This is a genomic window from Flavobacterium caeni (genome assembly GCF_900101895.1).
Lineage (GTDB): Bacteria > Bacteroidota > Bacteroidia > Flavobacteriales > Flavobacteriaceae > Flavobacterium > Flavobacterium caeni.
This window is the reverse complement of the sequence record NZ_FMVF01000008.1, coordinates 66,008-90,018: the sequence shown is the minus strand read 5'-3', so window position 1 is coordinate 90,018 and position 24,011 is coordinate 66,008. Positions and strand designations below refer to the sequence as shown.

The window sequence follows — 24,011 nt, the reverse complement described above, 5'->3', positions numbered from 1 at the left end:
ATTGTTTCGCTTTAGTCAAAGATAACCAATTTTGGACGCAAGAACTAGAGTTTAACAGCCAGTTTGACGTTAAAGGTTCTTGTGGTCAAATAATTCGGGATCCCGTAATTGTTCTTGGTATAGGCGTCGCGCACCCATGTGTTGGTGATGGCGTTCTGGTTGTTGAACATGTTGAAGATCTCGAAACCGAGCGACAAATCCTCAAACTTTTTAAGCCAATGGCCTTCGGGACGTTGGGCGTTCTTTTCGGTGAACACATACGAAAAACCTACATCGGCACGCCGGTAGTCCTTCAGACGCAACTGGTACAGGTAAGGGTCGGCATACGATGGCGAGCCGCCCGGCAACCCGGTATTGTAAACCAAGTTGATGTAAATCTTGACGCTCGTGATCTTGGGCATGAAATCCTGGAACAGGATGCCGAACTTGAGCCGTTGGTCGGTCGGTCGGGCAATCCATCCGCGGTCGGCCTGGTTTTCTTCGGTTTTCATATAACCGAAACTGAACCACGATTCGGTACCCGGCACAAACTCGCCATTGAGCCGCGTATCAAAACCTTGTGCATAAGCCTTGGCGTTGTTGTTGGCCGCATAACGGATCCTCACGTTGTCGATGGTATAGGCGTTCACATCGGTCAACGACTTGTAATAAAGCTCGGACACCATCTTGAACGGACGGCTCCACATCTTGAAACTGTAGTCGTGGCCCAACACCACATGCACCGAAGATTGTGCCTTCACATCGGGGATCACCGTCCCGCTGGCGTCGCGCAATTCGCGGTAAAACGGTGGCTGGTAGTACAAACCGCCCGAAATGCGGAACACCATGTCCTTGTCCCATTCGGGTTTGATGGCAAATTGCGCGCGCGGGCTCACCACCGTTTGGCTGCTGCTGTTCAGGTTGGTTCCCGAAACGCCCCATTGGTGCAAGCGCACGCCTGCGTTGTACCATACTTCGCTCGTCCCAATCTTGTCCTTCAAACTCCATTGCGCGTACCCCGAAAAACGGTTGATCTTGACAAAATTCTTAGCACGTACATTTTGGTAAGGTACGAGCGGCCCGACATAAGGATTGTACGGCTGGTCATTTCTGGGCAAATCGACGATGGGTGGATTGAGCGAAAAGCCCGCCGAGTCGATGACTTCCCACTCGACAATACGGTCGCGGATGTCCTCGCGTGTGTACTTGAAACCGAATTCGATGTTGTGTTTTTGCTTGATCTTGTATTCGCCCTTGACCTCGGCATTGACGATCACGGCATCCAAATCGTTGCGCGCGTGGTTGAGCTGCGAACCGATGCCGCGGCTGTAGGTCACTTCGCCAAACGTATCCGACCCCAGATTGGTATCGACTTCGCCCAATGAATACGCCGCATTGATGTCGAAATATTCTTGTTCGAGCGTGTGGTAGGCCGATCCGATCAATTTGAGCGTCAGGTTTTCGCTGGCCTTGAACGTGGTCTTGAGCGCGGCGAAATAGGTTTGGTATTGGTCTTTTTCTTGTCCGTCGTACACCACCTGCAACGCAATCGGCTCGTTGAGCGTCCCGAAATTGGTTTGGCGCGTGAGCGGCTCGTAGTCGTATTTGTTTTGCGAAATGTTGCCGAGCAACGCAAATTCCCACTTGTCGTTGGGCGTAAAGGTGATGTTCGATTGCACATCGGCAAAACGCGGACGGAAATTCGTCTCGGTATCCTGGCTGTCCACCAAAAGGCTGTTGTCGCGGTAACGCACGCCGGTGATGGCAGTCCATTTTTTGTCCTTCGAAATTGCATCGACCGTGACACTTCCGCCTAAGAAACTGGCTTCGAGCGCAGCCCCGAACTGGCGTGGTTTGCGGTAGGTGATGTCGAGTACCGACGACAATTTGTCGCCGTATTTGGCCTGGAATCCACCCGCCGAAAAATCGACGTTCTGGACCATATCGGTATTGGTGAAACTCAAGCCTTCCTGTTGCCCCGAACGGATCAAAAACGGACGGTACACCTCAATTTCGTTGACGTACACCAAGTTTTCGTCGTAGTTGCCCCCGCGTACCGAATAGGCCGTACTGAGTTCGTTGTTGCCCGAGACGCCCGGCAGCAATTTGATGATGTTCTCGACGCCGGCATTGGCCCCCGGAATCTTGCGGATGGTTTCGGGTTCTACGGCCACGACGCCTTCTACACGGCGGCGGTTGTTCACGATGGTCACTTCGCCCAACGTCTCTCCCTTACTCGACAATACGGGGTTGAATTCATAGTTTTCGCCTGGCTCCAGTTCGACCGTGACGGTACTTTTGTAAAGCGTTGGATGCGTGAATTCGACCGAAATCTTTTGGTTGGCGGGAACGATCAATTCGTAAAAACCGGTGACGTCGCTCTTGGTGAGTTTGTCGGCAGTCGAAACGGTAACGTCGGATACGGGTTTGTTCGCTTCGTCGAGTACGACACCTAGGATTCGGGCGGTTTGCGCCTCTACGTTGAGTCCGACCAGCAAAAAAAGCAAGGCCAGTAGTCTGAATTGTGTTCCCAATTGATGTTATTTTTGTTGGCTTCTGAAAAACTGCGTTTCAAAGATAGCAGAATTTCCCACATTATCGGTCACCACTACTTTTAATTGATTGGCGCCTTCGTTAAGCAACGCCTCGTCAAAAACATGTCTGATACGCTTGGCTTTGTGCTCGTATTCGAACAACACCCATTTGCCGTTCAGATAGCCGTTGTAGGTACCGATGCCCGACATTTCGTCGCTGATCCGCAAATCGATTGCGTTTTGCTTGGTGATCCACTTGCCTTCGATGGGCTTGGCGATCGTGATGCGCGGCGGCGTCGTGTCTTCGGCCAGCGTAAAACCGCCCAGGTTCTTGGTCCAGGTCGTGAACACGCCGTCTTTGTACTTGGTCGCGTTGTAGCTGAGCCTTTTGCCCGATACCGAAGCGATGAACGTTTTTTCGGGATTCGTCGCGCCCGGCTTTTTGACCGAAACCGAAAAATTGCCGTGTACGGGCGTGTAATCGTCTTGTACGGTCATCACACTGTCTTTGACATCAAACTGCAACGCAAAATCTTCGTAAAAAGTACCCGCCGGGAAAAAAACCGACATGCCGTCTTTCTCGAACACCGCATCCTTCTTGGCGTACACAAAATAATTCGAAACCGCCACATCACGCAGCACGACGATAGCCGGTGGCGTATAATCGATCGGGACGAGTATCGTAGATTTATTGTCGTAAAAATCGGAAACCTCCAATTTGTACAATTGCGAAAGCCCGGGTGTTGTCGACACCATTCCGTTCGTGGCATCGGTCCTGACGGCCGACAACGGGAACGGCGTTTCCATAAACATCTTGATCACGCGTTGTTGCGAGCGTTTGTACCGCGGGAAATCGATCAAAGCATTGATGTACCGGCCCTGGTCGAACGCAAGCGAGTCGAACTTGAACCCAAACGACTCCTTGCCGTTGACAAACGACTGCGCCTTAAAAATCCCGTTGTTGTTCCACGATTGGTCGTCCTGGTCGTAACCCGAAAACCCGAATCCGATCTTGCCCGAAGCGCTGACTTTTTGCGAGATGAACGTACCGTCGGGTTGCTTCGAAAGCGCGATGATGATGGGTTTTCCCGATTGGTTGACATGGCTCGAATCGCTGACGGGATAAGCCACAAGGCTCGAAACGGCAGGCGGGCGCGTATCTTTCAAATCAAACCCAAAATAGTGCGGATTGATGATTTTCTCGGTCTTGGTGTCGCGGAACTCGAAATGCAAATGCGGCCCTTCTGATCCGCCCGTGTTGCCCGAGATGGCAATGGTATCGCCTTTTTTGACGACGAGTTCGCCCGGTTTCGGGAACACCTCGATTTCGTAGGACTGCTGTTTGTATTGCTCGGCGCGGATGTACGCTTCGATTTTGCCATAACCTTTTTGCAAATGCCCGTACAACGTGGTGTAGCCGTTCGGATGGTCGATGTAGATGGCTTTCCCATAGCCGTACGACGAGATCTTGATGCGCGAAATATAGCCATCGCCTACCGCATACACCGAAAACCCTTCTTTTTGCTGCGTACGGAAATCGAATCCCGTGTGGAAATGGTTCGACCGCAATTCGCCGAAATTGCCCGAAAGTTGCATCGGGATGTCGAGCGGCGGACGAAAATCTTCTTTTGGGAACGGCTTGGTCTGGGCAAACAAAAATGGCGTGTACAACAATAAAATCAACAGCGGTCTCATGGGAATAAGCTTTTTGCTAAGATACAAAAACCAGCGGCAATGGCGGGTGTAGATTTTCTGTAAATCTTTGCCTTTTGTAACGCATTATCGACCAAAAGATTACAGTACAATCTTTCAAATTTCAAAATTTTAGGAAAAGTGTTGGCATAATCCACTAGGAATATTAACTTTGTTGCAATAGTGATGAACATCGTCGGCATGAGCGAAATTGCAGCAATTATCGATACTCTTGAAGGACGGCTCAAGAAACTGTTTGAAAAAACAGACCATCTCGAGCAGGTTTCGACCCAACTGAAACAGGAGCTTTACACTGCAAACGCAACGATCGAACGACAATCAAGCGAGATCGAAGCGCTCAAAAAACAGTACGAGACGCTCAAGGTCGCCAGTTCATTGCTTGGCAGCGAAGACAACAAACGAGAGACAAAGCTCAAGATAAACGCACTGATTCGTGAAATAGATTACTGCATTGCGCAGCTTGCAGATTAACATGGACGAAAAGCTCAAAATCAAACTGTCGATTGCCGACCGAGTATACCCGCTAACGGTAGAAATGTCGCAGGAAGAAGGCCTTAGAAGCGCTTCAAAGAAAATCGACCTGATGATCAAGCAATTCGAAGAAAACTATGCTGTTCGTGACAAACAGGATGTGTTGGCCATGTGCGCGCTACAGTTCGCTTCACAGTTGGAGCAACGGCAAATCGACAACTCGATCGACGGCAAGGAAACCATCGAACGCATCGGGAAAATCAACGATTTGCTGGCCAAGTACCTCGACAAATAATACGTTCTTACACATCGACTAAAAATACTGCCTACATTAGTTACATTTTGGTAAACTCAACACTAACAATTTAGAATGGGCTGATCATCGTTACTAAAGCATGCCGCCGATTGCGCGCGGATCCTTGAACAGCGAGCGAGCCCAAAACTTGTCTTTACGAGTTTATACATTCGACTGATGTAGGCTTTTTTTATAACCCTAACTTAACCATGGAAATTTTAATCATAATCATTGCAGCCATCGTGGGCGTCGCGGCCGGATTCGGGATCGCGAAGTTCATGGAGAAAAACAACGTCTCGAACCTGATCAAGACGGCCAAGAAAGACGCCGCCGTCATTTTGAAAGACGCCAAGCTCGAGGCCGAGAACATCAAAAAAGACAAAATCCTTCAGGCCAAAGAGAAGTTCATCGAACTCAAGGCCGAACACGAACAAGTGATCTTGGCGCGTGACAAAAAAGTAGCCGAAGTCGAAAAACGCGTCCGCGACAAAGAATCGCAAGTATCGTCGGAACTGGCCAAAGCCAAGAAAATCAACGACGACTACGAGCACAAGACCAAGGAATACGAAAGCAAGATCGAAATCCTTGACCGCAAGCGCGAAGAAGTCGAGAAAATGCACAAAAGCCAGCTCAACCAACTCGAGGTCATCTCGGGCTTGTCGGCCGAAGACGCCAAGGACCAACTTATCGAAGGACTCAAGGCCGAAGCGCGTACGCAAGCCATGGCGCACATCCAGGAAACCATCGAAGAGGCCAAACTCACCGCGCAACAGGAAGCCAAGAAAGTCATCATCAACACCATCCAGCGCGTGGGCACCGAAGAAGCCGTCGAGAACTGCGTATCGGTATTCAACATCGAATCGGACGACGTCAAGGGCCGCATCATTGGGCGCGAAGGCCGCAACATCCGCGCGCTCGAGTCGGCTACCGGTGTAGAAATTATTGTAGACGATACACCCGAAGCCATCATCCTTTCGTGCTTTGATCCGGTGCGTCGCGAAATCGCACGTTTGTCGTTGCACAAACTCGTCACCGACGGCCGTATCCACCCGGCGCGTATCGAAGAAATCGTCGCCAAGACCGCCAAGCAAATCGAAGACGAGATTGCCGAAGTGGGCAAGCGCACCGTCATCGATTTGGGCATCCACGGCCTCCACCCAGAACTTATCAAAGTGGTCGGACGTATGAAATACCGTTCGTCTTACGGACAAAATTTGTTGCAGCACTCGCGCGAGGTTTCTAAACTTTGCGGTATCATGGCCGCCGAATTGGGGCTCAACGTCAAACTGGCCAAACGCGCCGGATTGTTGCACGACATCGGCAAAGTGCCCGATACCGAAAGCGACTTGCCACACGCGCTCTTGGGCATGCAATGGGCCGAGAAATACGGCGAGAAGGAAGAAGTGTGCAACGCCATCGGGGCGCACCACGACGAGATCGAGATGAAATCGTTGCTCTCGCCTATCGTTCAGGTTTGCGACGCAATTTCGGGTGCACGTCCGGGCGCACGCCGTCAGGTGTTGGATTCGTACATCCAGCGTTTGAAAGACCTCGAAGGCGTGGCCTACGGGTTCAGCGGCGTCAAGAGCGCCTATGCGATCCAGGCCGGCCGTGAGTTGCGCGTAATCGTCGAAAGCGAAAAAGTAACCGACGACAACGCCTCAAAACTTTCGTTCGAGATTTCACAAAAGATCCAAACCGAGATGACTTATCCGGGTCAGGTGAAGGTGACGGTGATTCGGGAGACACGCGCCGTCAATATCGCTAAGTAAAAACTCAAATTCCAAATTCCAAAATCCAAACGTTCTTAGGACGACTTGGAATTTGGAATTTGTTTTTTGGAATTTCTCACGGTTTGTCCCGACCTGCAAAACGCACTTTTCCGAGCAGAAAATCAATGGCTTTCGCGACATTTTCTTTAATCTTTTCCTCGGTCTTGAGGTGCGAGATGTAACGCACAATTTCCTTTTGCCGCGAGGGCGTCAGTCCATCAAAAACCACTTTGGCTTTTTTGTTTTTCGCTAAGGCCGCGCGAAGCATCGGGTGCATTTCGATCGTGCGCGCTACAGGATCGAACGCCACGGTCACCTCGATTGTTTCGCCAATGCGTTTGGGAGAATTCTCGAGCATGACCATGTTGATGTAGAGCCGCCACGCACCGCCGTACTTCACGAGCGTTTGTGTATAAGGTTTGCCGTTGACCGAGCCATTAATCGGGATCGGCCCTTTGTCTTTACCCGCGCTCTCGAAAATCGATTGCAAAATTGCTTCGGGCACCAAAACATAAGGGTTGATGCCGATGATTTCGATTTGGGCCGAGAAAGAATTTGGTTTTTTCATTTTATTTTGGGCGTTGCCTAAAGGCCCGCGCTATCGGCTGCACGCGGTGCTTGCCTCAAACGAGTTCACTGAACACCTATAAAAAATAATATTAGGTGAAGTAATCGCTAACGCGCGCGTAGGAACGTTTTACATACGATAACGATTGTTTTTCGCGTCGAAATTTCCGATTCACCGCAAAGTAACAAAGTTTTCGCAAAGAGCCGCAGAGCAGTTGGAGAACTTTGAGAACTTTGCGAAAACTCTGTCTCTTTGCGGTAAAATGTTTGTTTTTACACTTACTTCCTCGGATGGTACGCATGCACAATTTGCGTGAGGTGTTTACGGTCGAGGTGTACATAAATTTCGGTGGTCGTAATCGATTCGTGCCCCAACATGAGTTGTATCGAGCGTAAATCGGCGCCATTCTCGAGCAAATGCGTCGCAAACGAATGTCGGAACGTGTGCGGGCTGATCGTTTTGTGCAACCCGATCTTCTCGGCCAAGGTTCGGATGATCGTAAAAACCATCGCGCGCGTGAGCCCGCTGCCGCGTCGGTTCAGGAACAATGTGTCTTCGTGGCCTTTTTTGATCGCGAGGTGCGACCGGATCTGGCTGCGGTAAATGTCGATGAACTTTTGCGTCGTCGGGCCTATCGGCACAAAACGTTGTTTGTTCCCTTTTCCGGTAACCTTGAGAAAACCTTCGTCAAAAAACAGGTCCGAAATCTTGAGCGAAACGAGCTCCGATACCCGCAAGCCGCATCCGTACAGCGTTTCGAGCATGGCGCGGTTGCGTTCGCCTTCCGGGCTGCCCAGGTCGATGGCTGCAATGAGCGCATCGATTTCGTCGAGCGACAACGTATCGGGCAATTTGCGCCCTATTTTGGGCGTCTCGATCAGCTCGAGCGGATTGTCGGTACGGTAATCCTCGAAAATCAGCCAGGTAAAAAAACTGCGCAAACCAGAGATGATACGCGCCTGCGAACGTGCATTGACCTCGCGCGAAACGGCGTAGATGAACTGCTGCAAGGTTTCCTCGTCGATCTTGACCGGCGAAATTTCGATGCCGTGGCGCTCCAGATAATCGACGAGCCGCAAGATATCGAACCCGTAGTTCTCGATGGTATTGTCGCTCAAACCACGTTCGATCTTAAGATAGGACTTGTAATTTTTGAGGAATCCACTCCAGTTCATCCTGCAATTTACATCAAATTAGGGCATAAAAAAACACCCCCGAAGGGATGTTTTCTTCACTTTAACCAAAGTCTTAAAACTTGTATCCGAACGAGGCCTGCACCACATGGTTGTGGATGCTGGTCGCGCTTTCGCCCGGTTCAGGCGTCGAATCGTCTATATCGATCAGGCCCAGCGTATAACGCGCCGAGACAAACATGCGGTTCTTGAAATTGTAGGTCGCCCCAAAGTTGAGCCCGAGGTCGATGGTCTTGAGGTCGTCTTTGACGTTTTCTTTGTTGGTCGTGTCGGAACCGTTCCAGTAAGTGGTCGTGTATTCGGTTTCGGCGTCGAGCAAGATGCCCAGTTGCGGCCCGAATTCAACGCTCAACGGATCGATCACATAATACTTGGCCATGACCGGCACGTGCAGGTAATACAAGTTGGCGGTGTACTGGACGTTGTCGATTGGCCCCTCGTAGTACCAATCGTTGTTGCTGCGGTAGTTGTAGTTCCACTCGGCACCTACGTTCGAGAACAGTATTTCGGGTTGGATCGCAAATTTCTTGAACTTGAACTCGACAAAACCGCCGATGTGCCCCGATAGTTTGGGTTCGGCATCTTCGACGTCTCCTGTGAACATCGACGCGCCTGCGCCTACTTTTGCGCCAAATCTGATTTCCTGGGCTTCGGCCACACCAAAGGCAGCCACCGCGAGCGCGGTAAAAATGATTTTCTTCATCGTAAAAATGATTTTTTGATTAATGATTGCGCTAGTAGTCGCAACAGCGGCCAATGCGTTACAGTTTAATCCAATTTTTTTTACAAAAAAAAGTGCGCCATGTGGCGCACTTTTGTCTTCCCATACAGAATGGCGTTAGAAACGATAGCCCAAGGATGCCTGAAATACATTGTTGGTCAACGTCCGTCCACCCGAGCGGTATACAAACCCGTTACCGTTGTCGACGCGGTAATAGGTTCCTGTTTCGTCTATGCTTGTGACCCCGATACAAAAACGCGCCTGGGTAAAAAAGTGGTCGGTAAAGTAGTAGGACGCCCCTAAATTAAAAGAAGCTTCGGCCGTTTTAAGCCCACCCTTGATGTCCTGCGTACTTGAAAAAGTGGTCACGAACCCGCCATCGTTTTCGGTTTCGGTATACTTGTTCTTGGCCCCCACCAATAACCCGATTTGCGGCCCTGCTTCGAGGCTCAGTTTGGGGATGACGTAAAACTTGGCCATCACCGGAAAATTCAAATAGGTAAGGTTGATTTTGTTCTCGGACGCGTAGCTATAGCCCGGAGACGCCTCGCTGTATTTACTTTTCGCTCCCTGCAACGACAACAAAAGCTCGGGTTGGATCGCAAATTTTGGCGCAATCTTGATTTCGACCAGACCGCCGGCGTGTACCCCTACCCTTGGCGTCGAATTGTCGACATCGCCCGCAAGCGTCGCCACGTTTAAACCTCCTTTGACACCAAACCGCGCCGATTGCGCCTTTACGGGAACTGTCGCTATGGCGAGCAACAGCAAACAAACAAACTTTTTCATAGTATTTTACTTAATGTTAGTAAAACAAAAGTAAAGTCGACGCTGCACACCCGGCTTACAACACTGCCCAAAAATCTTACAAAACACGCACGTTTAGTTCGCGCAACCATGACAAGTACCATAAAAAAAGCCCCGCAACGCGAGGCCTTTGCACAAAACTATACAACACAACTATTAAAATGTATACAGGAATGAGGCAGACAATACCGAGTTTTTGGTTTCAGAAAACGCGAAGTCGTCGATATCGGTAAGACCGAAGTTGTAACGCAACCCAACGCCCATGTGGTCGTTGAAGTCGTATCCGGCGCCAATGTTCAACCCAACGTCGATGGTTTTGAGTGAATCCTTGATGTCGATCGTTCTTGACTCAGAATAAGTCTCCAAACCAAAACCGTTGTCGAAGGTCTCGGTGTACTCGTATTTGCTTTTTGCCGACACGAGAATTCCAAACTGCGGACCGAACTCAACGTTAAAACCTTTGACGATGTAGTAACGTCCCATGATCGGGATGTTGATATACGACAGGTTGTAGTTGTTTTCTTCGCGTTCGAACTCGCCGCCGCCATACGACCAATAATCCTTGGTCTTGGCGCCCTGCATCGAGAACAACAATTCGGGCTGCAGGAACAATTTGTCCATCAGGCCTATTTTCACGAAACCGCCCACGTGTGCGCCTGGCTTCATTGTGATGTCGTCAGAAACATCGCCTGTGATCGTCGAAAGGTTTATACCGCCCTTGACGCCAAATTTAATTTGCGCGCTGGCCGTTCCAAAAGCAGCCAATGCAAAAATGGTTAAGATTACTTTTTTCATTATGTTAGTGTTTAAAGTTTACTTTTCAAAAAACATCCCGATTACAAGAACCGGGATGCACCCAAAATTTATAAATTACAACTATTAAAATCTGTAGCCTACACCGGCGTTGACGTTCGATCCGAGGTAGCCGCCGAGCCCAACGTCGACGCGCAATTCGGTGTAAAAGTTCTCGAACAAATCGTAGCTCGCGCCAAAGTCGAAACTGGGCGAAAACTGATCGTCGTCGCCGTCGAGCGCATAATTGAGCGCCGGACCTGCCTGTGCATAAAAATTCTTAAAGAACGAATACTTGACCAATACCGGCACATTGACCGCGAGGTAGCCATCGTCGCCCGGCACCACCGAAAAAGTCAGTTCGGGTTGTAGCTTGAAATCGTCGACAAGGTCAAATTCGAGCAATCCGCCTGCATAAAACCCTATGTTAGACGCATTTGAATCGTATCCTAAATAATAGTAATCGTCGTAAAGGTCGTTCCTGCCACGGTCGTCGCGGTGCAAACGGTGTCCGTCGTACGATGAGGCAAAGAACCCGGCCTTGACACCAAAACGCATGTCTTGCGCTTGCATCGCGCCGCACGCCCATAAAACCGCCATTATTAATAAAATCTTTTTCATGCTTAAAATGTATGCGAAATCGGTTATATCAAAAATAAAACATTAACAACGACGCGGGTTTCAACAAAATTTCAGTTATCAACAATTTTATAAACAACGTACCGCCTATAATGTTAACAAACCCTTAAACCAACCACAATCGATACGAATTCACCTATTTTTGGGTTATTAAAAAAAACAAGACCACATGAAAAAGTTGCTCTTTATTTTGTTGCTCTGTGCCACGACCGCGCAGGCGCAATTGCGTTTCGGCATCAAGGCGGGTGCCAATTTTGCCGATCTGGACGGCATCACGCTCGACACCAAGATGCGCACCGGATTCCACTTTGGTGCCTTACTCGAACTCGATTTGCCCGGCCCGTTGGCCATTCAGCCCGAACTGGTGTACTCGTCGCAAGGCGCCAAGGTAAATGCCGCCGCATTCGACGACATCCAGTACGATTACCTCACCGTGCCTGTGGCGCTCAAATTGTATTTGATCCCCAGCGTGCTCAACGTCGAACTCGGACCGCAATTTTCTTTCCTGGTCAACGACAACAACGCTTTTAACCCCGGCGATTCGTCGAGTTTTGACTTTGCCGCGTTGGGCGGATTGGGCCTCGACCTGGGCAATCACCTGTTTTTGCAAGGAAGGTATGTACTCGGGCTGACCGACGCGTCGTCCAACGCCGATGTCAAGAACAAGGTGATCCAGCTGTCTGTGGGTTATAAATTCTAGCCCAAGATGTAGAGCTGGATTTTTTGTCCACACCAAAAAGACCGCACTTGCATCTAGCGAGAAAACGGCCTAATCAATTTTTTGTTATTTTTACGCACCGTCGTTCCTAACGTCACGCCCATGAAACTTACCATCATCAACGGACCCAACCTGAATTTGCTCGGCAAACGCGAACCTGAAATTTATGGCAACCAATCGTTCGAGGATTTTTTGCAGGTGTTGCGCACGAAGTTTCCCAATCTTGAAATCGACTACTTCCAGAGCAATATTGAGGGCGAACTGATCGACGCGATCCAACGCGCGGGCTTTTCGAGCGATGGGATCGTGCTCAATGCGGCGGCTTATACCCATACATCCATCGGGATTGGCGATGCCGTCAAAGCCGTGCCAGCTCCCGTAGTGGAAGTGCACATTTCGAACACGTTCTCGCGCGAAACCTTCAGACACCATTCTTTTGTATCGCCGCATGCCAAGGGCGTGATCGTGGGATTCGGGCTCAAAAGTTACGAACTCGCTCTACAAGCATTTATTTAACCCCATCCTTTTTATGAGAAAAATCATTACGCTCTTTTTGTTTTTTTGTTCGGTTGCCGTTTTTGCCCAGGTCAAGGGCGTCGTTTCTGACGAAAAAGGCAACCCTTTGCCGTTTGTTTCGATTTACATAGACGGCAGCTATATTGGTACAACGACGAACGAAAAAGGCGAATACGAGTTGATGGCCAAACCCAGCAAATACATACTCGTGTTCCAATACTTGGGCTACAAGACGCAACGCATCAAGCATGTGATTGACCACCTGCCCAAAAAGGTCAACGTGACGATGGTCGAGGAGCAAATCACGCTCAATGAAGTCGTAATCGACCGCAACCACAACCCTGCCGACGAAGTCATCCGCAAGGCGATTGCATCCAAAAAGGAAAACTCCGAACAAACCGCCAAGTACTCGGCCGACTTTTACTCGCGCGGTATTTTCAGGATCAAGGACGCACCCAAAAAAATACTGGGACAAAAATTCGACGCTTTTGACGAGGTGCTCGATTCGACGCGTAGCGGTATTTTGTATTTGTCTGAAACGATCTCGAAGATCGAATACCAGAAACCCGACAAACTCAAAGAGACCATCATCGCCTCGAAAGTAAGCGGCAACGACAATGGCTTTAGTTTTAACAACGCCGCCTCGGCCGACTTTGATTTTTACGAAAACTACATCGCGTTGCAGACCAACGTGGTTTCGCCCATCGCCAACAATGCCTTCAACTATTACAAATACAAACTCGAGGGTACTTTTTTCGAGGGCAAGCACCAGATCAACAAAATCAAGGTCACGCCCAAACGCATGTCGGAACCTGCCATGGAAGGGTACATTTATATCGTAGAGGACAGTTGGGCGCTTTTTGCCACCGACCTCAAGATCCGCGGCAACCAGATGCAGATGCCTGTGTTGAACGAGATGACGCTCAAACAAAGCTACATCTACAACGATCACAGCAAGATTTGGGTCAAGAATACACAAACGCTCGACTTTATTGCGGGCATCTTCAACACCAAATTCACGGGTCGATTTACGTATGTATTCAGCAATTACAGGCTCGACCCGGCTTTTACCAAACAAACTTTTGGCGCCGAGGTTTTGCGTTTTGCCGACGACGCGAACAAAAAGGAAAACGCGTTCTGGGACCGCGTGCGTCCGGTGCCGCTTACCGAGGAAGAATCGAACGATTACATCAAGAAAGACGCGTTGCAGGTGAAAAAGAAATCGCAGGTCTACCTGGATTCGATCGACGCCAAGGGCAATAAATTTGGCTGGCTCGACCCGATCACAGGTTACTCGTACAAAAACTCGTACCGAAAATGGGAACTGGGGTACGACGGCTTGCTGATGGGCATCGGCTTCAATACCGTGCAAGGCTTCAACTTCAACACAGGATTGTATTTTACGCGCAGAGACGAGGAAAAAAGGACCTACTCGACCATCCGTGCCGATTTTAACTACGGTCTCGACGAAAAACGTTTCCGCGCGACTGCGAGCTATATAAACCGGTTCAGCAACACCAATTTTAGCGAATTGCGCGTTTCGGGCGGTAGCAGTGTGGCGCAGTTCAACGAAAACAACCCGATAGGGCGCATCGTCAATTCGATCAGCACGTTGTTTTTTAAGGACAACTACATGAAATTGTTCGAAAAAAACTTCGCCAAGGCATCGTTTGGGCGCGAATTCTTTAACGGATTCCACGCAACGGCGGGTATCGAGTATTCGGAGCGCAAACCGCTATGGAACCATACCGAACAGGTCATCATCCAGGACACCAACGACTGGTATACGTCGAACAATCCGCGCGCACCGAACGATCATTTTACGCCGGCCATCGTCAAACACAATCTGATCAAGGCGAATGTTTTGGCGCGCTATACTTTCGGGCAAAAATACTGGACGCGCCCCGATGGCAAGTTCCGTCTGAGCGATGACAAATACCCAGTGGTGTATGCGGGTTATGAAAAAGGATTCGGCGGCAGCGAAAGCAAGTACGACTTCGATCACGTGCACGCGCGCGTGACGTACGATGTGACGCTGGGCAACAAAGGCAATCTTGGGATGAACCTCAAAGCGGGCAAATTCTTCAACGCCGACAACATCGCCTTTGTCGACTACAAGCACTTTAACGGCAACCTGACGCACATTGGCACGGCCGACCGCTACCTCAACGTGTTCAACCTTTTGCCGTATTACACCGCAAGCACCAACGACGCCTATTTCGAGGCGCACGCCGAGCACGACGACCAAGGCTACATCATGAACAAACTGCCGTTGCTCAATAAATTAAAGTCGACGTTGGTCCTGGGTTACCACCATTTGTCGGTACCCGACCGCAGCCCGTACCATGAATTCACCGCGGGATTGGACAACCTTGGTTTTGGCAAATTCAAGGTTTTCAGGGTAGATTATATCCATTCGTACCAAGCCGGCAACCACCAGGACGGTGTGGTGTTTGGCATCAAACTGTTGAACGTACTTGAATAATATTCGCTACGAAAAATCGTTTACATGGGCATGAAACGCATTATTGTTTTTGTTGTACTGGTTTTAGGTGTGGTGTTCGCCGCGTTGGTGGCGCTCACCTACCGCAATACCGAAATCCCCAGGTCGGAATGTGTGCTGGCCAAAGGCATTGTGTCGGACATCAGTACAGGCGGCGTAAACGATATTGTTTTTGAACTAGAAAGCAAGCAACATGTTTTTTACATCAACCGCGGCGTCGAACACGGGTTTGACGTCGAAGCGTTGGAAAAGCAACTACTGGCCGAGGAAGTGACGATTTACTACGCCGATGGCTGGACGCCTTTTGCTCCGTTCGGCAGCAAGGCCAAGCACATACGCGAAATCAGGAACGGCAATTGGATCGTGTACAGTGAGTTTTGATTCGTCGCATCGGCAAAATCTCAATTGGAAAATATACAGTTTTTCTATAGCGTAAATTGAATTGGTATCCTTATTTTTACCGTAGGGAAAGGGGCTATGAAGGTATCCCCTACGAATTAAAAAAATACAATTGGTATAGAAAAACTGTAGATTTTGTTAAAATTTAAATTCGTAAAAAACTGTCTTCAGTGAGAAAACCGAAAGTTGAAAAATCTCGATAAAAAAAGACCCCGACCGGGGTCTTTTTTATGGATTTCAACTACGCGCGGACAATCTTTGCGCCCAACACACGCAATCGTTCGTCGATCCGCTCATAACCACGGTCGATTTGCTCGATGTTCTGGATGGTACTCGTACCCTTGGCCGACAATGCAGCGATAAGCAGTGAAATTCCCGCCCGAATATCGGGTGAAGACATGGTCGTAGCCTTGAGTTGCGATTGGAAATTGTGTCCCATCACCACGGCGCGGTGCGGATCGCAAAGCATGATTTTCGCCCCCATGTCGATCAACTTGTCGACAAAGAACAAACGGCTCTCGAACATTTTCTGGTGGATCAAAACATCGCCGTCGGCCTGCGTGGCCACAACCAGTACGATGCTGAGCAAATCGGGTGTAAAGCCCGGCCACGGCGCATCGGCCACGGTAAGGATCGATCCGTCAATGTCGGTTTTGATTTTATAGGTTTCATGTGTCGGGATGTAGATGTCGTCGCCGCGGCGTTCGAGCGTGATGCCGAGCTTGCGGAAAACGTTCGGGATCACGCCGAGGTTTTCCCAGCTGACGTCCTTGATCGTGATTTCGCTGCGCGTCATGGCCGCGAGCCCAATCCATGAACCGATTTCGATCATATCGGGCAAAATGCGGTGTTCGCATCCGCCGAGGCTTTCGACGCCCTCGATTGTGAGCAAATTCGATCCGACGCCTGTGATTTTAGCGCCCATCGAATTGAGCATCTTGCACAATTGCTGCAAATAGGGTTCGCATGCCGCATTGTAAATCGTCGTGGTTCCCTTGGCCAGTACCGCCGCCATGACGATGTTGGCCGTACCGGTGACCGATGCTTCGTCGAGCAACATATGGGTACCCACAAGTCCCTCCTTGGTTTTTTCTACGCCATAAAAATGGTCTTCGCGGTTGTAGCGAAACTTGGCGCCCAGGTTGATGAAACCTTCAAAGTGAGTATCGAGCCTTCTGCGTCCGATCTTGTCGCCGCCTGGTTTGGGGATGTATCCCTTGCCAAAACGCGCAAGCAACGGCCCTACAATCATGATCGAACCGCGCAACGAACCGCCTTCTTTTTTGAATGCTTCGGTTTCGAGATACCCCACGTTGACCTCATCGGACTGGAACGTGATCGAACCCGGTCCGTTTTTCTGGATTTTGACCCCCAAATTGCCCAGCAACGTGATCAGTTTGTTGACGTCGATGATGTCGGGAATGTTGTTGATCGTCACTTTTTCTGGCGTAAGCAACACTGCGCACAAAATCTGCAACGCTTCGTTCTTGGCGCCTTGCGGCGTAATCTCCCCTTTGAGGCGTACGCCTCCTTCGATTTTGAAAATGCTCATAATTACTGTTGCTTCTTTTGGTTCTTGTGCTGTTTGTTCTTTTGCTTTTTCTGTTGCTGGTTGCCAACCGGCGCGTTGGTCTTGTTCGACGTTTTCTTGTTGGTGCGCATCAAATCGGTGGTGTTGACCAATTCTTCGGACGATTGCAACAAATCGATCTTACCATCCGACAGCTCATACAAATGCTCAAAAATTACCGCATCGGTGACGGTATCCTTGTTCCAACTCAAATACATTTTTTTCATGTGGTTGGCGATGACTTTCACGAGTGCATCCTTGAGTTCGCTGGGTTCCCAGCCGTTGGCCACCTCGATCATGTACTTAATGTTGTTGCCATAAAAACGATAACGCGGATGGTTTTGCGGATAGGCCAGCGCCTCGGGTTTGAGTTGCAACACTTCGCGTGACGGAATCGGATACGGTGAATCGACATCGATCCTGAAATCGGACATGATGAACAACTGGTCCCAAAGCTTGTGCTGAAAATCGGGCACATCGCGCAAATGCGGATTGAGACTGCCCATGACCTGGATGATGTATTTGGCGGCCTTGTTGCGCTCGTCGCGGTCGGCAATCTCGGTCGCTTGGTCGATCAGCTTTTGCAGGTGGCGGCCATATTCGCGAATGATCAGGTTTTCGCGCTCTGAATTGTATTCAAGGTAATGCACCACATCGGCGGCATTTTCCTTGGTGTATTTTGGTGTCATATCACAACGATATTATGCCTTCTACGGCAGAAACTTCTATGTATTTGTCGATTACGTGTTGCGGACTTTCCATATTGACGTTTACCGAAACACTGGTAAAATTCCCGTTCTTGGATTGGGTCGTCTTGATCACGGCACCCATCTGGTTGAATGCGGCCTCGACCTGCGCGATCTTGGCCGTGTCGGTAGGCACGATGAATTTGTACAGGTATTCGGCAGGCCAGGTCGTGTTGTGGGTCAACTCTTCTTTGAGCCTCGCGTAGAATTCTTCTGTTTTCTTGTCCATAGTCAATAAAACAGCAAATATACGGGAAAGGATGTTAGATTTTTGTATTTGGACTTAAGATTTCAGCGGGTTATGAACAGCTTTGTTTACGCAACCGATGAATGGCGTAAAGGTGGACACTTCGAGATCCATATTAACGTTAGTGGCCGCAATTGGCTCGGATTTTTACAGATTTTCTGCACCGAAGACAAAAGCGAATTTCGTAACTTCGAATCAGGGCGGGGATTTGGGGCCCCAACAACCAACCTCTTTTTTTCCAAAAAAACAGCTCTTGATCGCAAAACACAAAATGACGTCGGCGGTGCTATTTGCCTTTGTTTTTCTCACTTTTCCTGTTCAAGATTTTTCACTAAGTTTGCGGCTTACTTTTAAAAAGTGGCTAAAGAAATCATCGTCATCATTGGCGGCCCTGGAACCGGCAAAACAACCCTGATTGATGCGCTCATCGCGCGCGGCTACTGCTGCTACCCAGAGATTTCGCGCGAAGTCACCGCCGAAGCCAAAAAACAAGGCATCGAACAATTGTTTCTCGAAAAACCCTTATTGTTTAGTGAGTTGCTGCTCGAAGGCCGAAAGAAACAATTCCTGAGCGCGCAAACCGAGCCCCATGATTGGGTGTTCCTCGACCGCGGCATCCCAGACGTGCTGGCCTACATGCACTACATTGGCGACAGCTACCCTGCCTTTTTTGACGCCGCTTGCCGCGAACATACCTATTCGAAGATTTTCGTGCTTCCGCCTTGGGAGGAAATCTACGTCAGCGACGACGAACGCTACGAAAACTACGACCAGGCCAAACTCATTTACGGCCATTTGACCGAGACCTATCAAAAGTATGGATACGATTTGATCGAGGTGCCCAAAGGCAGCGTGGAAAAACGCGTCGGTTTTATTCTCGAACGCTTGGCTTAGCCGAACGCTTTTCGTTTTCGACATTCGACATTTTTTGCCTATTTTTATGCTAAATTTCGAATAAAGAACGTCGATTAACGAATCCCGAACCCATATACGCCATGACACCCCACGAACTCCTCAAAAAACACTGGAACCACGACCAGTTTCGCGACCCGCAACTGCAAATCATTACATCGGTGCTCGACGGGCACGATACTTTTGCGCTGTTGCCCACGGGTGGCGGCAAATCGATTTGCTTTCAGATTCCCGCACTCATGAAACCCGGCATCTGCTTGGTCGTTTCGCCGCTTATTGCGCTCATGAAAGACCAGGTGGCAAACCTCCAAAAACGCGACCTCAAGGCGCTGTCACTCACGGGCGGCATCACGCAAAACGAAACCATCGAACTGCTCGACAATGCGCAATTCGGCAATTACAAGTTTTTGTACCTGTCGCCCGAAAGGCTGCAATCGGAATGGATTGTCGAACGCATCAAAAATTTGCCGATCAACCTTATTGCAATAGACGAAGCGCACTGCGTATCGCAATGGGGACACGACTTCAGGCCCGCATACCTCAAGATCGCGATGCTCAAGACGCACTTTCCGAAAATTCCTTTTTTGGCTTTGACCGCATCGGCCACCGACCGCGTGCGCCAAGACATCGCCGAACAATTACAACTCGAAGCGCCTGCCGTTTTTCAAATATCGTTTGCACGCGACAACCTGGCGTATATGGTTTTTGAAACCGAAGACAAACTACTGCGTATTGAGCAAATCCTGCGCAAAAACCCAGAACCCGCGATCATTTATGTGCGCAACAGAAAATCCTGTATTGATGTGTCGGCGCAATTGCGCGCGCTCGGATTCACGGCAACCTTCTACCACGGCGGCCTGACCCAAAAGGAAAAGAACGAGCACATGCAGTTGTGGATGGACGAAACCGTGCAAGTGATTGTGGCCACCAACGCGTTCGGGATGGGCATCGACAAGGCCAATGTCAAGACGGTCATCCACAGCCAACTGCCCGACAACCTCGAAAATTATTACCAGGAAGCCGGGCGCGCCGGGCGTAACGGCCAAAAGGCTTTTGCGGTTTTGCTGACCGCCCCGTCCGATTTGATCCAGGCCGAAAACCAGTTCCTGGCCGTGTTGCCCGACCGAAAATTCCTGCTCGAAGTGTACGTCAAATTGTGTAACTATTTCCAAATCGCGTATGGCGAAGGCATCGACGAGCATTTTTCGTTCAACCTGAACCAGTTTTGCCTGCGGTACGATTTTGCCCCGGCCAAGACCTACAATGCGTTGCAGTTCCTTGATCGGCAAGGCGTGATTGCGCTGTCGCAGGAGTTTTCGCAAAAGATTGCGCTGCAGTTTTTGATCGAATCGCGCGAAGTTATGCGTTACATCAGCCTGAACCCAAGCGACGAAGACATCTTGCTCACGATCCTGCGCACCTATCCTGGCATTTATGAACTGCAAACGGCGTTCAACGCGCCGCTGATCGCCAAAAAATCGGGACGCACCGAGGCCGAGGTCTATCGGTTGCTCGACAAATTGGCCGAAAAAAGCATCATCGATTACCACGCGCGCAACAACGACGCCGCCGTCACGTTCAATGAAATCCGCGAAGACGAAAAAACAATCAACCGCGTGGCCAAATACCTCGAAAACCAAAACGCGCTCAAAAAGGCGCAACTCGAATCGGTCGTACGCTATGTTTCTAACAACAACCGTTGCAAGCAGCAGCTGTTGCTCGATTATTTTGGCGAAATACAGACGCGTGACTGCGGCATTTGTTCGTACTGCATCGGCAAGCAAAAAAAGCCGAATCCGCTCGCGCTGACCCAGCCGATACTCCAACTGCTCAAAACCGCCGACCTCGATTCGCGTGAAATCCACAAAATGATGGCCGATGATTTTACCGTTGACGCCTCGGATGTTATCTTTGCGCTGCAAATGCTGCTCGAGAACGAAGTCGTCGCGCTGCTGGACAACAACAAATACACCCTGATCAAATGAGAGAACCCTTGCGCATTGTTTTTATGGGTACGCCCGAATTCGCCGTCGGCATACTCGACGCCATTTGCCGCAACAACTATAAGGTGGTGGGCGTCATTACCGCCGCCGACAAACCCGCCGGCCGTGGACAAAAAATCAAGTACTCGGCCGTCAAGGAGTATGCGCTTGCACAGGACTTGCCGTTGCTGCAGCCGACCAATTTGAAAGACGAAACGTTCTTGGCCGAACTCAGGGCGCTGAACGCCAATTTGCAAGTAGTGGTTGCCTTTAGGATGCTGCCCGAGGTGGTTTGGCGCATGCCCGAATACGGCACGTTCAACCTGCACGCGTCGTTGTTGCCGCAATACCGCGGCGCGGCGCCGATCAATTGGGCCATCATCAATGGCGAGACCAGAACGGGTGTCACCACGTTTTTTATCGATGACAAAATCGACACGGGTGCGATGATATTGTCTTCGGAAACCGCGATCGGCGCAACGGAAACGGCAGGTGAATTGCACGATCGTCTGATGCACATTGGGAGCCAAACGGTGGTCGATACGCTGGAGATGATTCAAAAAGGCCCTGTCCACACGACCATCCAATCCGAAAACCCCGACATCAAAACGGCCTACAAACTCAACAAAGACAATTGCAAAATCGATTGGACACGCCCGATGGATGACATTTTCAATCTAATCCGCGGCCTTTCGCCTTACCCTGCAGCCTGGTGTTATATCAAGGACCGCGGGCAGGAATGGAATGTCAAGGTGTATTCGGCCGAACAAATTATGGAACGCCATACCGACCCTATCGGGAAGATTTTCGCGGGCAAAAAAGAAATACGCGTGGCCGTTGCAGGAGGCTATCTCAAACTGTTGGTTTTACAGTTTCCGGGGAAGGCCAAAATGGAGGCTTCGCAATTGTTAAACGGAATGGGTTTTTCTGACGAGGCCATCGCTTGTTAGTACGCGCCAACACTGGCATGAGCCTAATTCCGACAAAAACAAGTTACTTTATCAACAAAAGATTCGATTTATCAACAAATCGACCAAAAACACGCCGCAGGTCTTGTCCAGTAAGGAATTCCTGCTAAATTTGTTTCATTAACTAAATGTTTAACCAACAATTAATAACTATTATTATGAACAAATCAGAATTAATCGATGCTATCGCTGCTGACGCAGGAATTACAAAAGCTGCTGCGAAATCGGCTTTGGAGTCGTTTTTGAACAATGTAGGTGGTACTTTGAAAAAAGGCGGACGTGTGTCTTTGGTAGGTTTCGGATCTTGGTCGGTATCTAAAAGAGCGGCAAGAGAAGGCAGAAACCCACAAACTGGAAAAACAATCAAGATTGCTGCTAAGAATGTAGTGAAGTTCAAGGCTGGTGCTGAGTTGGAAGGAAACGTTAACTAGTCTGAGACTCTTTATAATAGAACACAAGGCCTCCCATCGGGAGGCTTTTTTTTGCGCAAATCCCTTGTTTTATTTGGTTTTTAGATTTTTTTTGTTAAATTTATTTTAAAATTGCGGCAAGATGATCTCAGAAAAACTTCAAAAAGGACATTTACTTATAGCCGAACCCTCGATAATCGGAGATTTATCGTTCAACCGTTCGGTCATTTTGTTGGCAGACCACAACGATGAAGGTTCGGTGGGATTCATCATCAACAAACCGTTGCGCTACACGATCAACGACCTGGTTCCCGATGTAGAGGCGAACTTCAAGATCTACAACGGAGGCCCCGTAGAACAAGACAATTTGTATTTCATCCACAACGTGCCGGAATTGATCACCAACAGTGTCGAGATTTCGAACGGCATCTATTGGGGTGGTGATTTCGAACGCACCAAGACGCTCATCAACGAAGGCAAGATCAAAAAAGACAACATCAGGTTTTTCTTGGGCTATACAGGTTGGGCAGCGGGTCAGCTCGAAAGCGAGATGCAATCGAACTCTTGGATCGTGGCCGAAAACCTATACCAAAACAAAATCATCGGTAAGGCGACCAACGATTTTTGGAAAGAAAAAATCATCGAACTCGGCGGCGACTACCTCATCTGGTCGAATGCACCCGAAAACCCGATGCTCAATTAACCCAACCGCAACTGCGCGTTGAGCTTGACGAGCATTTCTTTGGCAAAATCTGTCGCGAACTCCTTTTTACGGTATTTGGTGATGGGCTGGATGCCTACGATCACGTTGGTCAGGAACAATTCGTCGGCCTTTTGCAAATCGAAGGGCGACACTGGCGCTTCCTCGACCGTCAAACCTTCAATCTTTCTGGCCAAAGCCAAAATCTGTTTGCGCATCACGCCCTGGAGACATCCTTCTGAAATGGGCGGCGTAACCAATCTATTTCCCATAAGCATGAACAGGTTGCCATTCAACGCCTCAATTACGTTCTTGGCATCGTTGAGCAACAAGCAGTTGGCCAATCCATTTTCGTTTGCAAAAATACTCCCGGTGATATTGACCAGCCGGTTGGTCGATTTGATGGTCGACAACAACTGCGCCGTGACATAAAAATCCTTGAACAGATCAACTTCGTACGCTTCGCTTGAAAAGGCATACATGGGTGCTTCGAGCGGTTGCGCCTGTATAATAAACTCCACGTTTTGATCGGTCGGTAAATACAACCCACCCGGATTGCGGAACACCGTCATGCGCGCGCGTCCCGACAACAACGCCCCGTTGGCTTCGGCGGTTGCGAGCAATTGATTCTCGAAATACTCCATCGTGAAATGCATTGGAATTTCCATCCGGATGATGCGCATGCCCGACATCAGCCTGAAATAGTGGTCTTCGAGAAACAAGACCTTGCCATCGAGTATTTTGACCGTTTCGAAAATACCGTCGCCATAAAGAAACGCGCGGTTGTTGGTTGCAAGCGCCGCATCGGTCGCGAGCGCACCGTTGTAATTGACCATAAAAAAAGCCCTGAATAATT

24 protein-coding genes are annotated in these 24,011 nt (G+C 49.5%); 12 read left to right on the top strand and 12 right to left on the bottom strand.

What is annotated here, in order from left to right:
• Positions 1–44: 44 nt before the first annotated feature.
• Both BLP55_RS09240 and BLP55_RS09235 read right to left on the bottom strand, forming a co-directional pair.
• Positions 45–2,513: a TonB-dependent receptor plug domain-containing protein gene (locus BLP55_RS09240; RefSeq protein WP_091142491.1), complete on the bottom strand. Its 2,469-nt coding sequence runs from the start codon at positions 2,511–2,513 to the stop codon at positions 45–47.
• Between the two features lie 6 nt (positions 2,514–2,519).
• The gene (locus tag BLP55_RS09235) at positions 2,520–4,208 is read right to left on the bottom strand and encodes a M23 family metallopeptidase (protein WP_091142486.1); all 1,689 of its coding nucleotides are present in this window, start codon (positions 4,206–4,208) and stop codon (positions 2,520–2,522) included.
• Between the two features lie 198 nt (positions 4,209–4,406).
• Between BLP55_RS09235 and BLP55_RS09225 the strand changes: the two genes are divergently transcribed.
• From BLP55_RS09225 to rny, 3 genes are all read left to right on the top strand, one after another.
• Complete coding sequence (locus BLP55_RS09225; protein ID WP_091142478.1) at positions 4,407–4,697, top strand: hypothetical protein; 291 nt, start codon at positions 4,407–4,409, stop codon at positions 4,695–4,697.
• Position 4,698: 1 nt separating this feature from the next.
• A complete protein-coding gene (locus BLP55_RS09220) occupies positions 4,699–4,992 on the top strand; it encodes a cell division protein ZapA (protein ID WP_091142475.1) in 294 nt (97 codons plus the stop codon).
• Between the two features lie 209 nt (positions 4,993–5,201).
• Positions 5,202–6,764 (top strand): ribonuclease Y, encoded by a 1,563-nt coding sequence (rny, locus tag BLP55_RS09215; protein ID WP_091142472.1) that lies wholly within the window; start codon positions 5,202–5,204, stop codon positions 6,762–6,764.
• 76 nt (positions 6,765–6,840) lie between these two features.
• Here rny and BLP55_RS09210 read toward each other — a convergent pair whose 3' ends face one another.
• The 6 genes from BLP55_RS09210 to BLP55_RS09185 all read right to left on the bottom strand — a co-directional run bounded on the left by BLP55_RS09210 (position 6,841) and on the right by BLP55_RS09185 (position 11,466).
• On the bottom strand, positions 6,841–7,332 hold the full coding sequence (locus tag BLP55_RS09210) for a YdeI/OmpD-associated family protein (RefSeq protein ID WP_091142469.1): 492 nt from the start codon (positions 7,330–7,332) through the stop codon (positions 6,841–6,843).
• Between the two features lie 278 nt (positions 7,333–7,610).
• Entirely contained in the window at positions 7,611–8,507 is an 897-nt protein-coding gene (gene xerD, locus BLP55_RS09205; protein ID WP_091142465.1) for a site-specific tyrosine recombinase XerD, read from the bottom strand.
• Between the two features lie 73 nt (positions 8,508–8,580).
• Positions 8,581–9,228 carry a porin family protein gene (locus BLP55_RS09200; protein WP_091142461.1) on the bottom strand — a complete coding sequence of 216 codons (648 nt, stop codon included), beginning with the start codon at positions 9,226–9,228 and terminating at the stop codon, positions 8,581–8,583.
• 135 nt (positions 9,229–9,363) lie between these two features.
• Positions 9,364–10,035, bottom strand: coding sequence for a porin family protein (locus BLP55_RS09195; protein WP_091142458.1), 672 nt, complete (start codon positions 10,033–10,035; stop codon positions 9,364–9,366).
• A gap of 174 nt (positions 10,036–10,209) precedes the next feature.
• The gene (locus BLP55_RS09190) at positions 10,210–10,848 is read right to left on the bottom strand and encodes a porin family protein (RefSeq protein ID WP_091142454.1); all 639 of its coding nucleotides are present in this window, start codon (positions 10,846–10,848) and stop codon (positions 10,210–10,212) included.
• A gap of 84 nt (positions 10,849–10,932) precedes the next feature.
• Positions 10,933–11,466: a PorT family protein gene (locus BLP55_RS09185; RefSeq protein ID WP_139149639.1), complete on the bottom strand. Its 534-nt coding sequence runs from the start codon at positions 11,464–11,466 to the stop codon at positions 10,933–10,935.
• 187 nt (positions 11,467–11,653) lie between these two features.
• On the opposite strand from BLP55_RS09185, the gene BLP55_RS09180 reads away from it, so the two are divergent.
• From BLP55_RS09180 to BLP55_RS09165, 4 genes are all read left to right on the top strand, one after another.
• The gene (locus BLP55_RS09180) at positions 11,654–12,184 is read left to right on the top strand and encodes a porin family protein (RefSeq protein ID WP_091142446.1); all 531 of its coding nucleotides are present in this window, start codon (positions 11,654–11,656) and stop codon (positions 12,182–12,184) included.
• Between the two features lie 120 nt (positions 12,185–12,304).
• Entirely contained in the window at positions 12,305–12,718 is a 414-nt protein-coding gene (aroQ, locus tag BLP55_RS09175) for a type II 3-dehydroquinate dehydratase (protein WP_091142442.1), read from the top strand.
• A 13-nt stretch (positions 12,719–12,731) separates the two neighbouring features.
• Positions 12,732–15,203, top strand: coding sequence for a DUF5686 and carboxypeptidase regulatory-like domain-containing protein (locus tag BLP55_RS09170; RefSeq protein WP_091142439.1), 2,472 nt, complete (start codon positions 12,732–12,734; stop codon positions 15,201–15,203).
• 30 nt (positions 15,204–15,233) lie between these two features.
• Positions 15,234–15,602 (top strand): hypothetical protein, encoded by a 369-nt coding sequence (locus BLP55_RS09165; RefSeq protein WP_091142435.1) that lies wholly within the window; start codon positions 15,234–15,236, stop codon positions 15,600–15,602.
• A gap of 259 nt (positions 15,603–15,861) precedes the next feature.
• Here BLP55_RS09165 and murA read toward each other — a convergent pair whose 3' ends face one another.
• The 3 genes from murA to BLP55_RS09150 are packed head-to-tail and all read right to left on the bottom strand — an operon-like array spanning position 15,862 to position 18,165.
• On the bottom strand, positions 15,862–17,172 hold the full coding sequence (gene murA, locus BLP55_RS09160; protein ID WP_091142432.1) for a UDP-N-acetylglucosamine 1-carboxyvinyltransferase: 1,311 nt from the start codon (positions 17,170–17,172) through the stop codon (positions 15,862–15,864).
• Positions 17,173–17,174: 2 nt separating this feature from the next.
• Positions 17,175–17,879 carry a DUF4290 domain-containing protein gene (locus BLP55_RS09155; protein WP_091142428.1) on the bottom strand — a complete coding sequence of 235 codons (705 nt, stop codon included), beginning with the start codon at positions 17,877–17,879 and terminating at the stop codon, positions 17,175–17,177.
• Between the two features lies 1 nt (position 17,880).
• Positions 17,881–18,165: a DUF493 family protein gene (locus BLP55_RS09150; RefSeq protein WP_091142425.1), complete on the bottom strand. Its 285-nt coding sequence runs from the start codon at positions 18,163–18,165 to the stop codon at positions 17,881–17,883.
• A 375-nt stretch (positions 18,166–18,540) separates the two neighbouring features.
• On the opposite strand from BLP55_RS09150, the gene BLP55_RS09140 reads away from it, so the two are divergent.
• The 5 genes from BLP55_RS09140 (at position 18,541) to BLP55_RS09120 (ending at position 23,158) form a co-directional block, all read left to right on the top strand.
• Entirely contained in the window at positions 18,541–19,077 is a 537-nt protein-coding gene (locus BLP55_RS09140; RefSeq protein WP_091142418.1) for an AAA family ATPase, read from the top strand.
• Positions 19,078–19,178: 101 nt separating this feature from the next.
• Positions 19,179–21,080 (top strand): RecQ family ATP-dependent DNA helicase, encoded by a 1,902-nt coding sequence (locus tag BLP55_RS09135; protein WP_091142415.1) that lies wholly within the window; start codon positions 19,179–19,181, stop codon positions 21,078–21,080.
• Positions 21,077–22,027: a methionyl-tRNA formyltransferase gene (gene fmt, locus BLP55_RS09130; RefSeq protein ID WP_244503446.1), complete on the top strand. Its 951-nt coding sequence runs from the start codon at positions 21,077–21,079 to the stop codon at positions 22,025–22,027. The genes BLP55_RS09135 and fmt overlap by 4 nt, the downstream gene beginning before the upstream one ends.
• A 176-nt stretch (positions 22,028–22,203) precedes the next feature.
• Positions 22,204–22,476, top strand: a complete 273-nt coding sequence (locus BLP55_RS09125; RefSeq protein ID WP_091142897.1) for an HU family DNA-binding protein — start codon at positions 22,204–22,206, stop codon at positions 22,474–22,476.
• A 121-nt stretch (positions 22,477–22,597) separates the two neighbouring features.
• Positions 22,598–23,158 (top strand): YqgE/AlgH family protein, encoded by a 561-nt coding sequence (locus BLP55_RS09120; RefSeq protein ID WP_091142408.1) that lies wholly within the window; start codon positions 22,598–22,600, stop codon positions 23,156–23,158.
• Here BLP55_RS09120 and BLP55_RS09115 read toward each other — a convergent pair.
• Positions 23,155–23,991, bottom strand: coding sequence for an aminotransferase class IV (locus BLP55_RS09115; RefSeq protein ID WP_091142404.1), 837 nt, complete (start codon positions 23,989–23,991; stop codon positions 23,155–23,157). The two genes, BLP55_RS09120 and BLP55_RS09115, sit on opposite strands and share 4 nt — an antisense overlap.
• Positions 23,992–24,011: the final 20 nt, after the last annotated feature.

Excerpts from the sequence above, each read along its gene's own strand:
- BLP55_RS09235 (WP_091142486.1), bottom strand. The coding sequence starts at position 4,208 with ATGAGACCGCTGTTGATTTTATTGTTGTACACGCCATTTTTGTTTGCC.
- BLP55_RS09225 (WP_091142478.1), top strand. The coding sequence starts at position 4,407 with ATGAGCGAAATTGCAGCAATTATCGATACTCTTGAAGGACGGCTCAAG.
- BLP55_RS09220 (WP_091142475.1), top strand. The coding sequence starts at position 4,699 with ATGGACGAAAAGCTCAAAATCAAACTGTCGATTGCCGACCGAGTATAC.
- rny (WP_091142472.1), top strand. The coding sequence starts at position 5,202 with ATGGAAATTTTAATCATAATCATTGCAGCCATCGTGGGCGTCGCGGCC.
- BLP55_RS09210 (WP_091142469.1), bottom strand. The coding sequence starts at position 7,332 with ATGAAAAAACCAAATTCTTTCTCGGCCCAAATCGAAATCATCGGCATC.
- xerD (WP_091142465.1), bottom strand. The coding sequence starts at position 8,507 with ATGAACTGGAGTGGATTCCTCAAAAATTACAAGTCCTATCTTAAGATC.
- BLP55_RS09200 (WP_091142461.1), bottom strand. The coding sequence starts at position 9,228 with ATGAAGAAAATCATTTTTACCGCGCTCGCGGTGGCTGCCTTTGGTGTG.
- BLP55_RS09195 (WP_091142458.1), bottom strand. The coding sequence starts at position 10,035 with ATGAAAAAGTTTGTTTGTTTGCTGTTGCTCGCCATAGCGACAGTTCCC.
- BLP55_RS09190 (WP_091142454.1), bottom strand. The coding sequence starts at position 10,848 with ATGAAAAAAGTAATCTTAACCATTTTTGCATTGGCTGCTTTTGGAACG.
- BLP55_RS09185 (WP_139149639.1), bottom strand. The coding sequence starts at position 11,466 with ATGAAAAAGATTTTATTAATAATGGCGGTTTTATGGGCGTGCGGCGCG.
- BLP55_RS09180 (WP_091142446.1), top strand. The coding sequence starts at position 11,654 with ATGAAAAAGTTGCTCTTTATTTTGTTGCTCTGTGCCACGACCGCGCAG.
- aroQ (WP_091142442.1), top strand. The coding sequence starts at position 12,305 with ATGAAACTTACCATCATCAACGGACCCAACCTGAATTTGCTCGGCAAA.
- BLP55_RS09170 (WP_091142439.1), top strand. The coding sequence starts at position 12,732 with ATGAGAAAAATCATTACGCTCTTTTTGTTTTTTTGTTCGGTTGCCGTT.
- BLP55_RS09165 (WP_091142435.1), top strand. The coding sequence starts at position 15,234 with ATGAAACGCATTATTGTTTTTGTTGTACTGGTTTTAGGTGTGGTGTTC.
- murA (WP_091142432.1), bottom strand. The coding sequence starts at position 17,172 with ATGAGCATTTTCAAAATCGAAGGAGGCGTACGCCTCAAAGGGGAGATT.
- BLP55_RS09155 (WP_091142428.1), bottom strand. The coding sequence starts at position 17,879 with ATGACACCAAAATACACCAAGGAAAATGCCGCCGATGTGGTGCATTAC.
- BLP55_RS09150 (WP_091142425.1), bottom strand. The coding sequence starts at position 18,165 with ATGGACAAGAAAACAGAAGAATTCTACGCGAGGCTCAAAGAAGAGTTG.
- BLP55_RS09135 (WP_091142415.1), top strand. The coding sequence starts at position 19,179 with ATGACACCCCACGAACTCCTCAAAAAACACTGGAACCACGACCAGTTT.
- fmt (WP_244503446.1), top strand. The coding sequence starts at position 21,077 with ATGAGAGAACCCTTGCGCATTGTTTTTATGGGTACGCCCGAATTCGCC.
- BLP55_RS09125 (WP_091142897.1), top strand. The coding sequence starts at position 22,204 with ATGAACAAATCAGAATTAATCGATGCTATCGCTGCTGACGCAGGAATT.
- BLP55_RS09120 (WP_091142408.1), top strand. The coding sequence starts at position 22,598 with ATGATCTCAGAAAAACTTCAAAAAGGACATTTACTTATAGCCGAACCC.
- BLP55_RS09115 (WP_091142404.1), bottom strand. The coding sequence starts at position 23,991 with ATGGTCAATTACAACGGTGCGCTCGCGACCGATGCGGCGCTTGCAACC.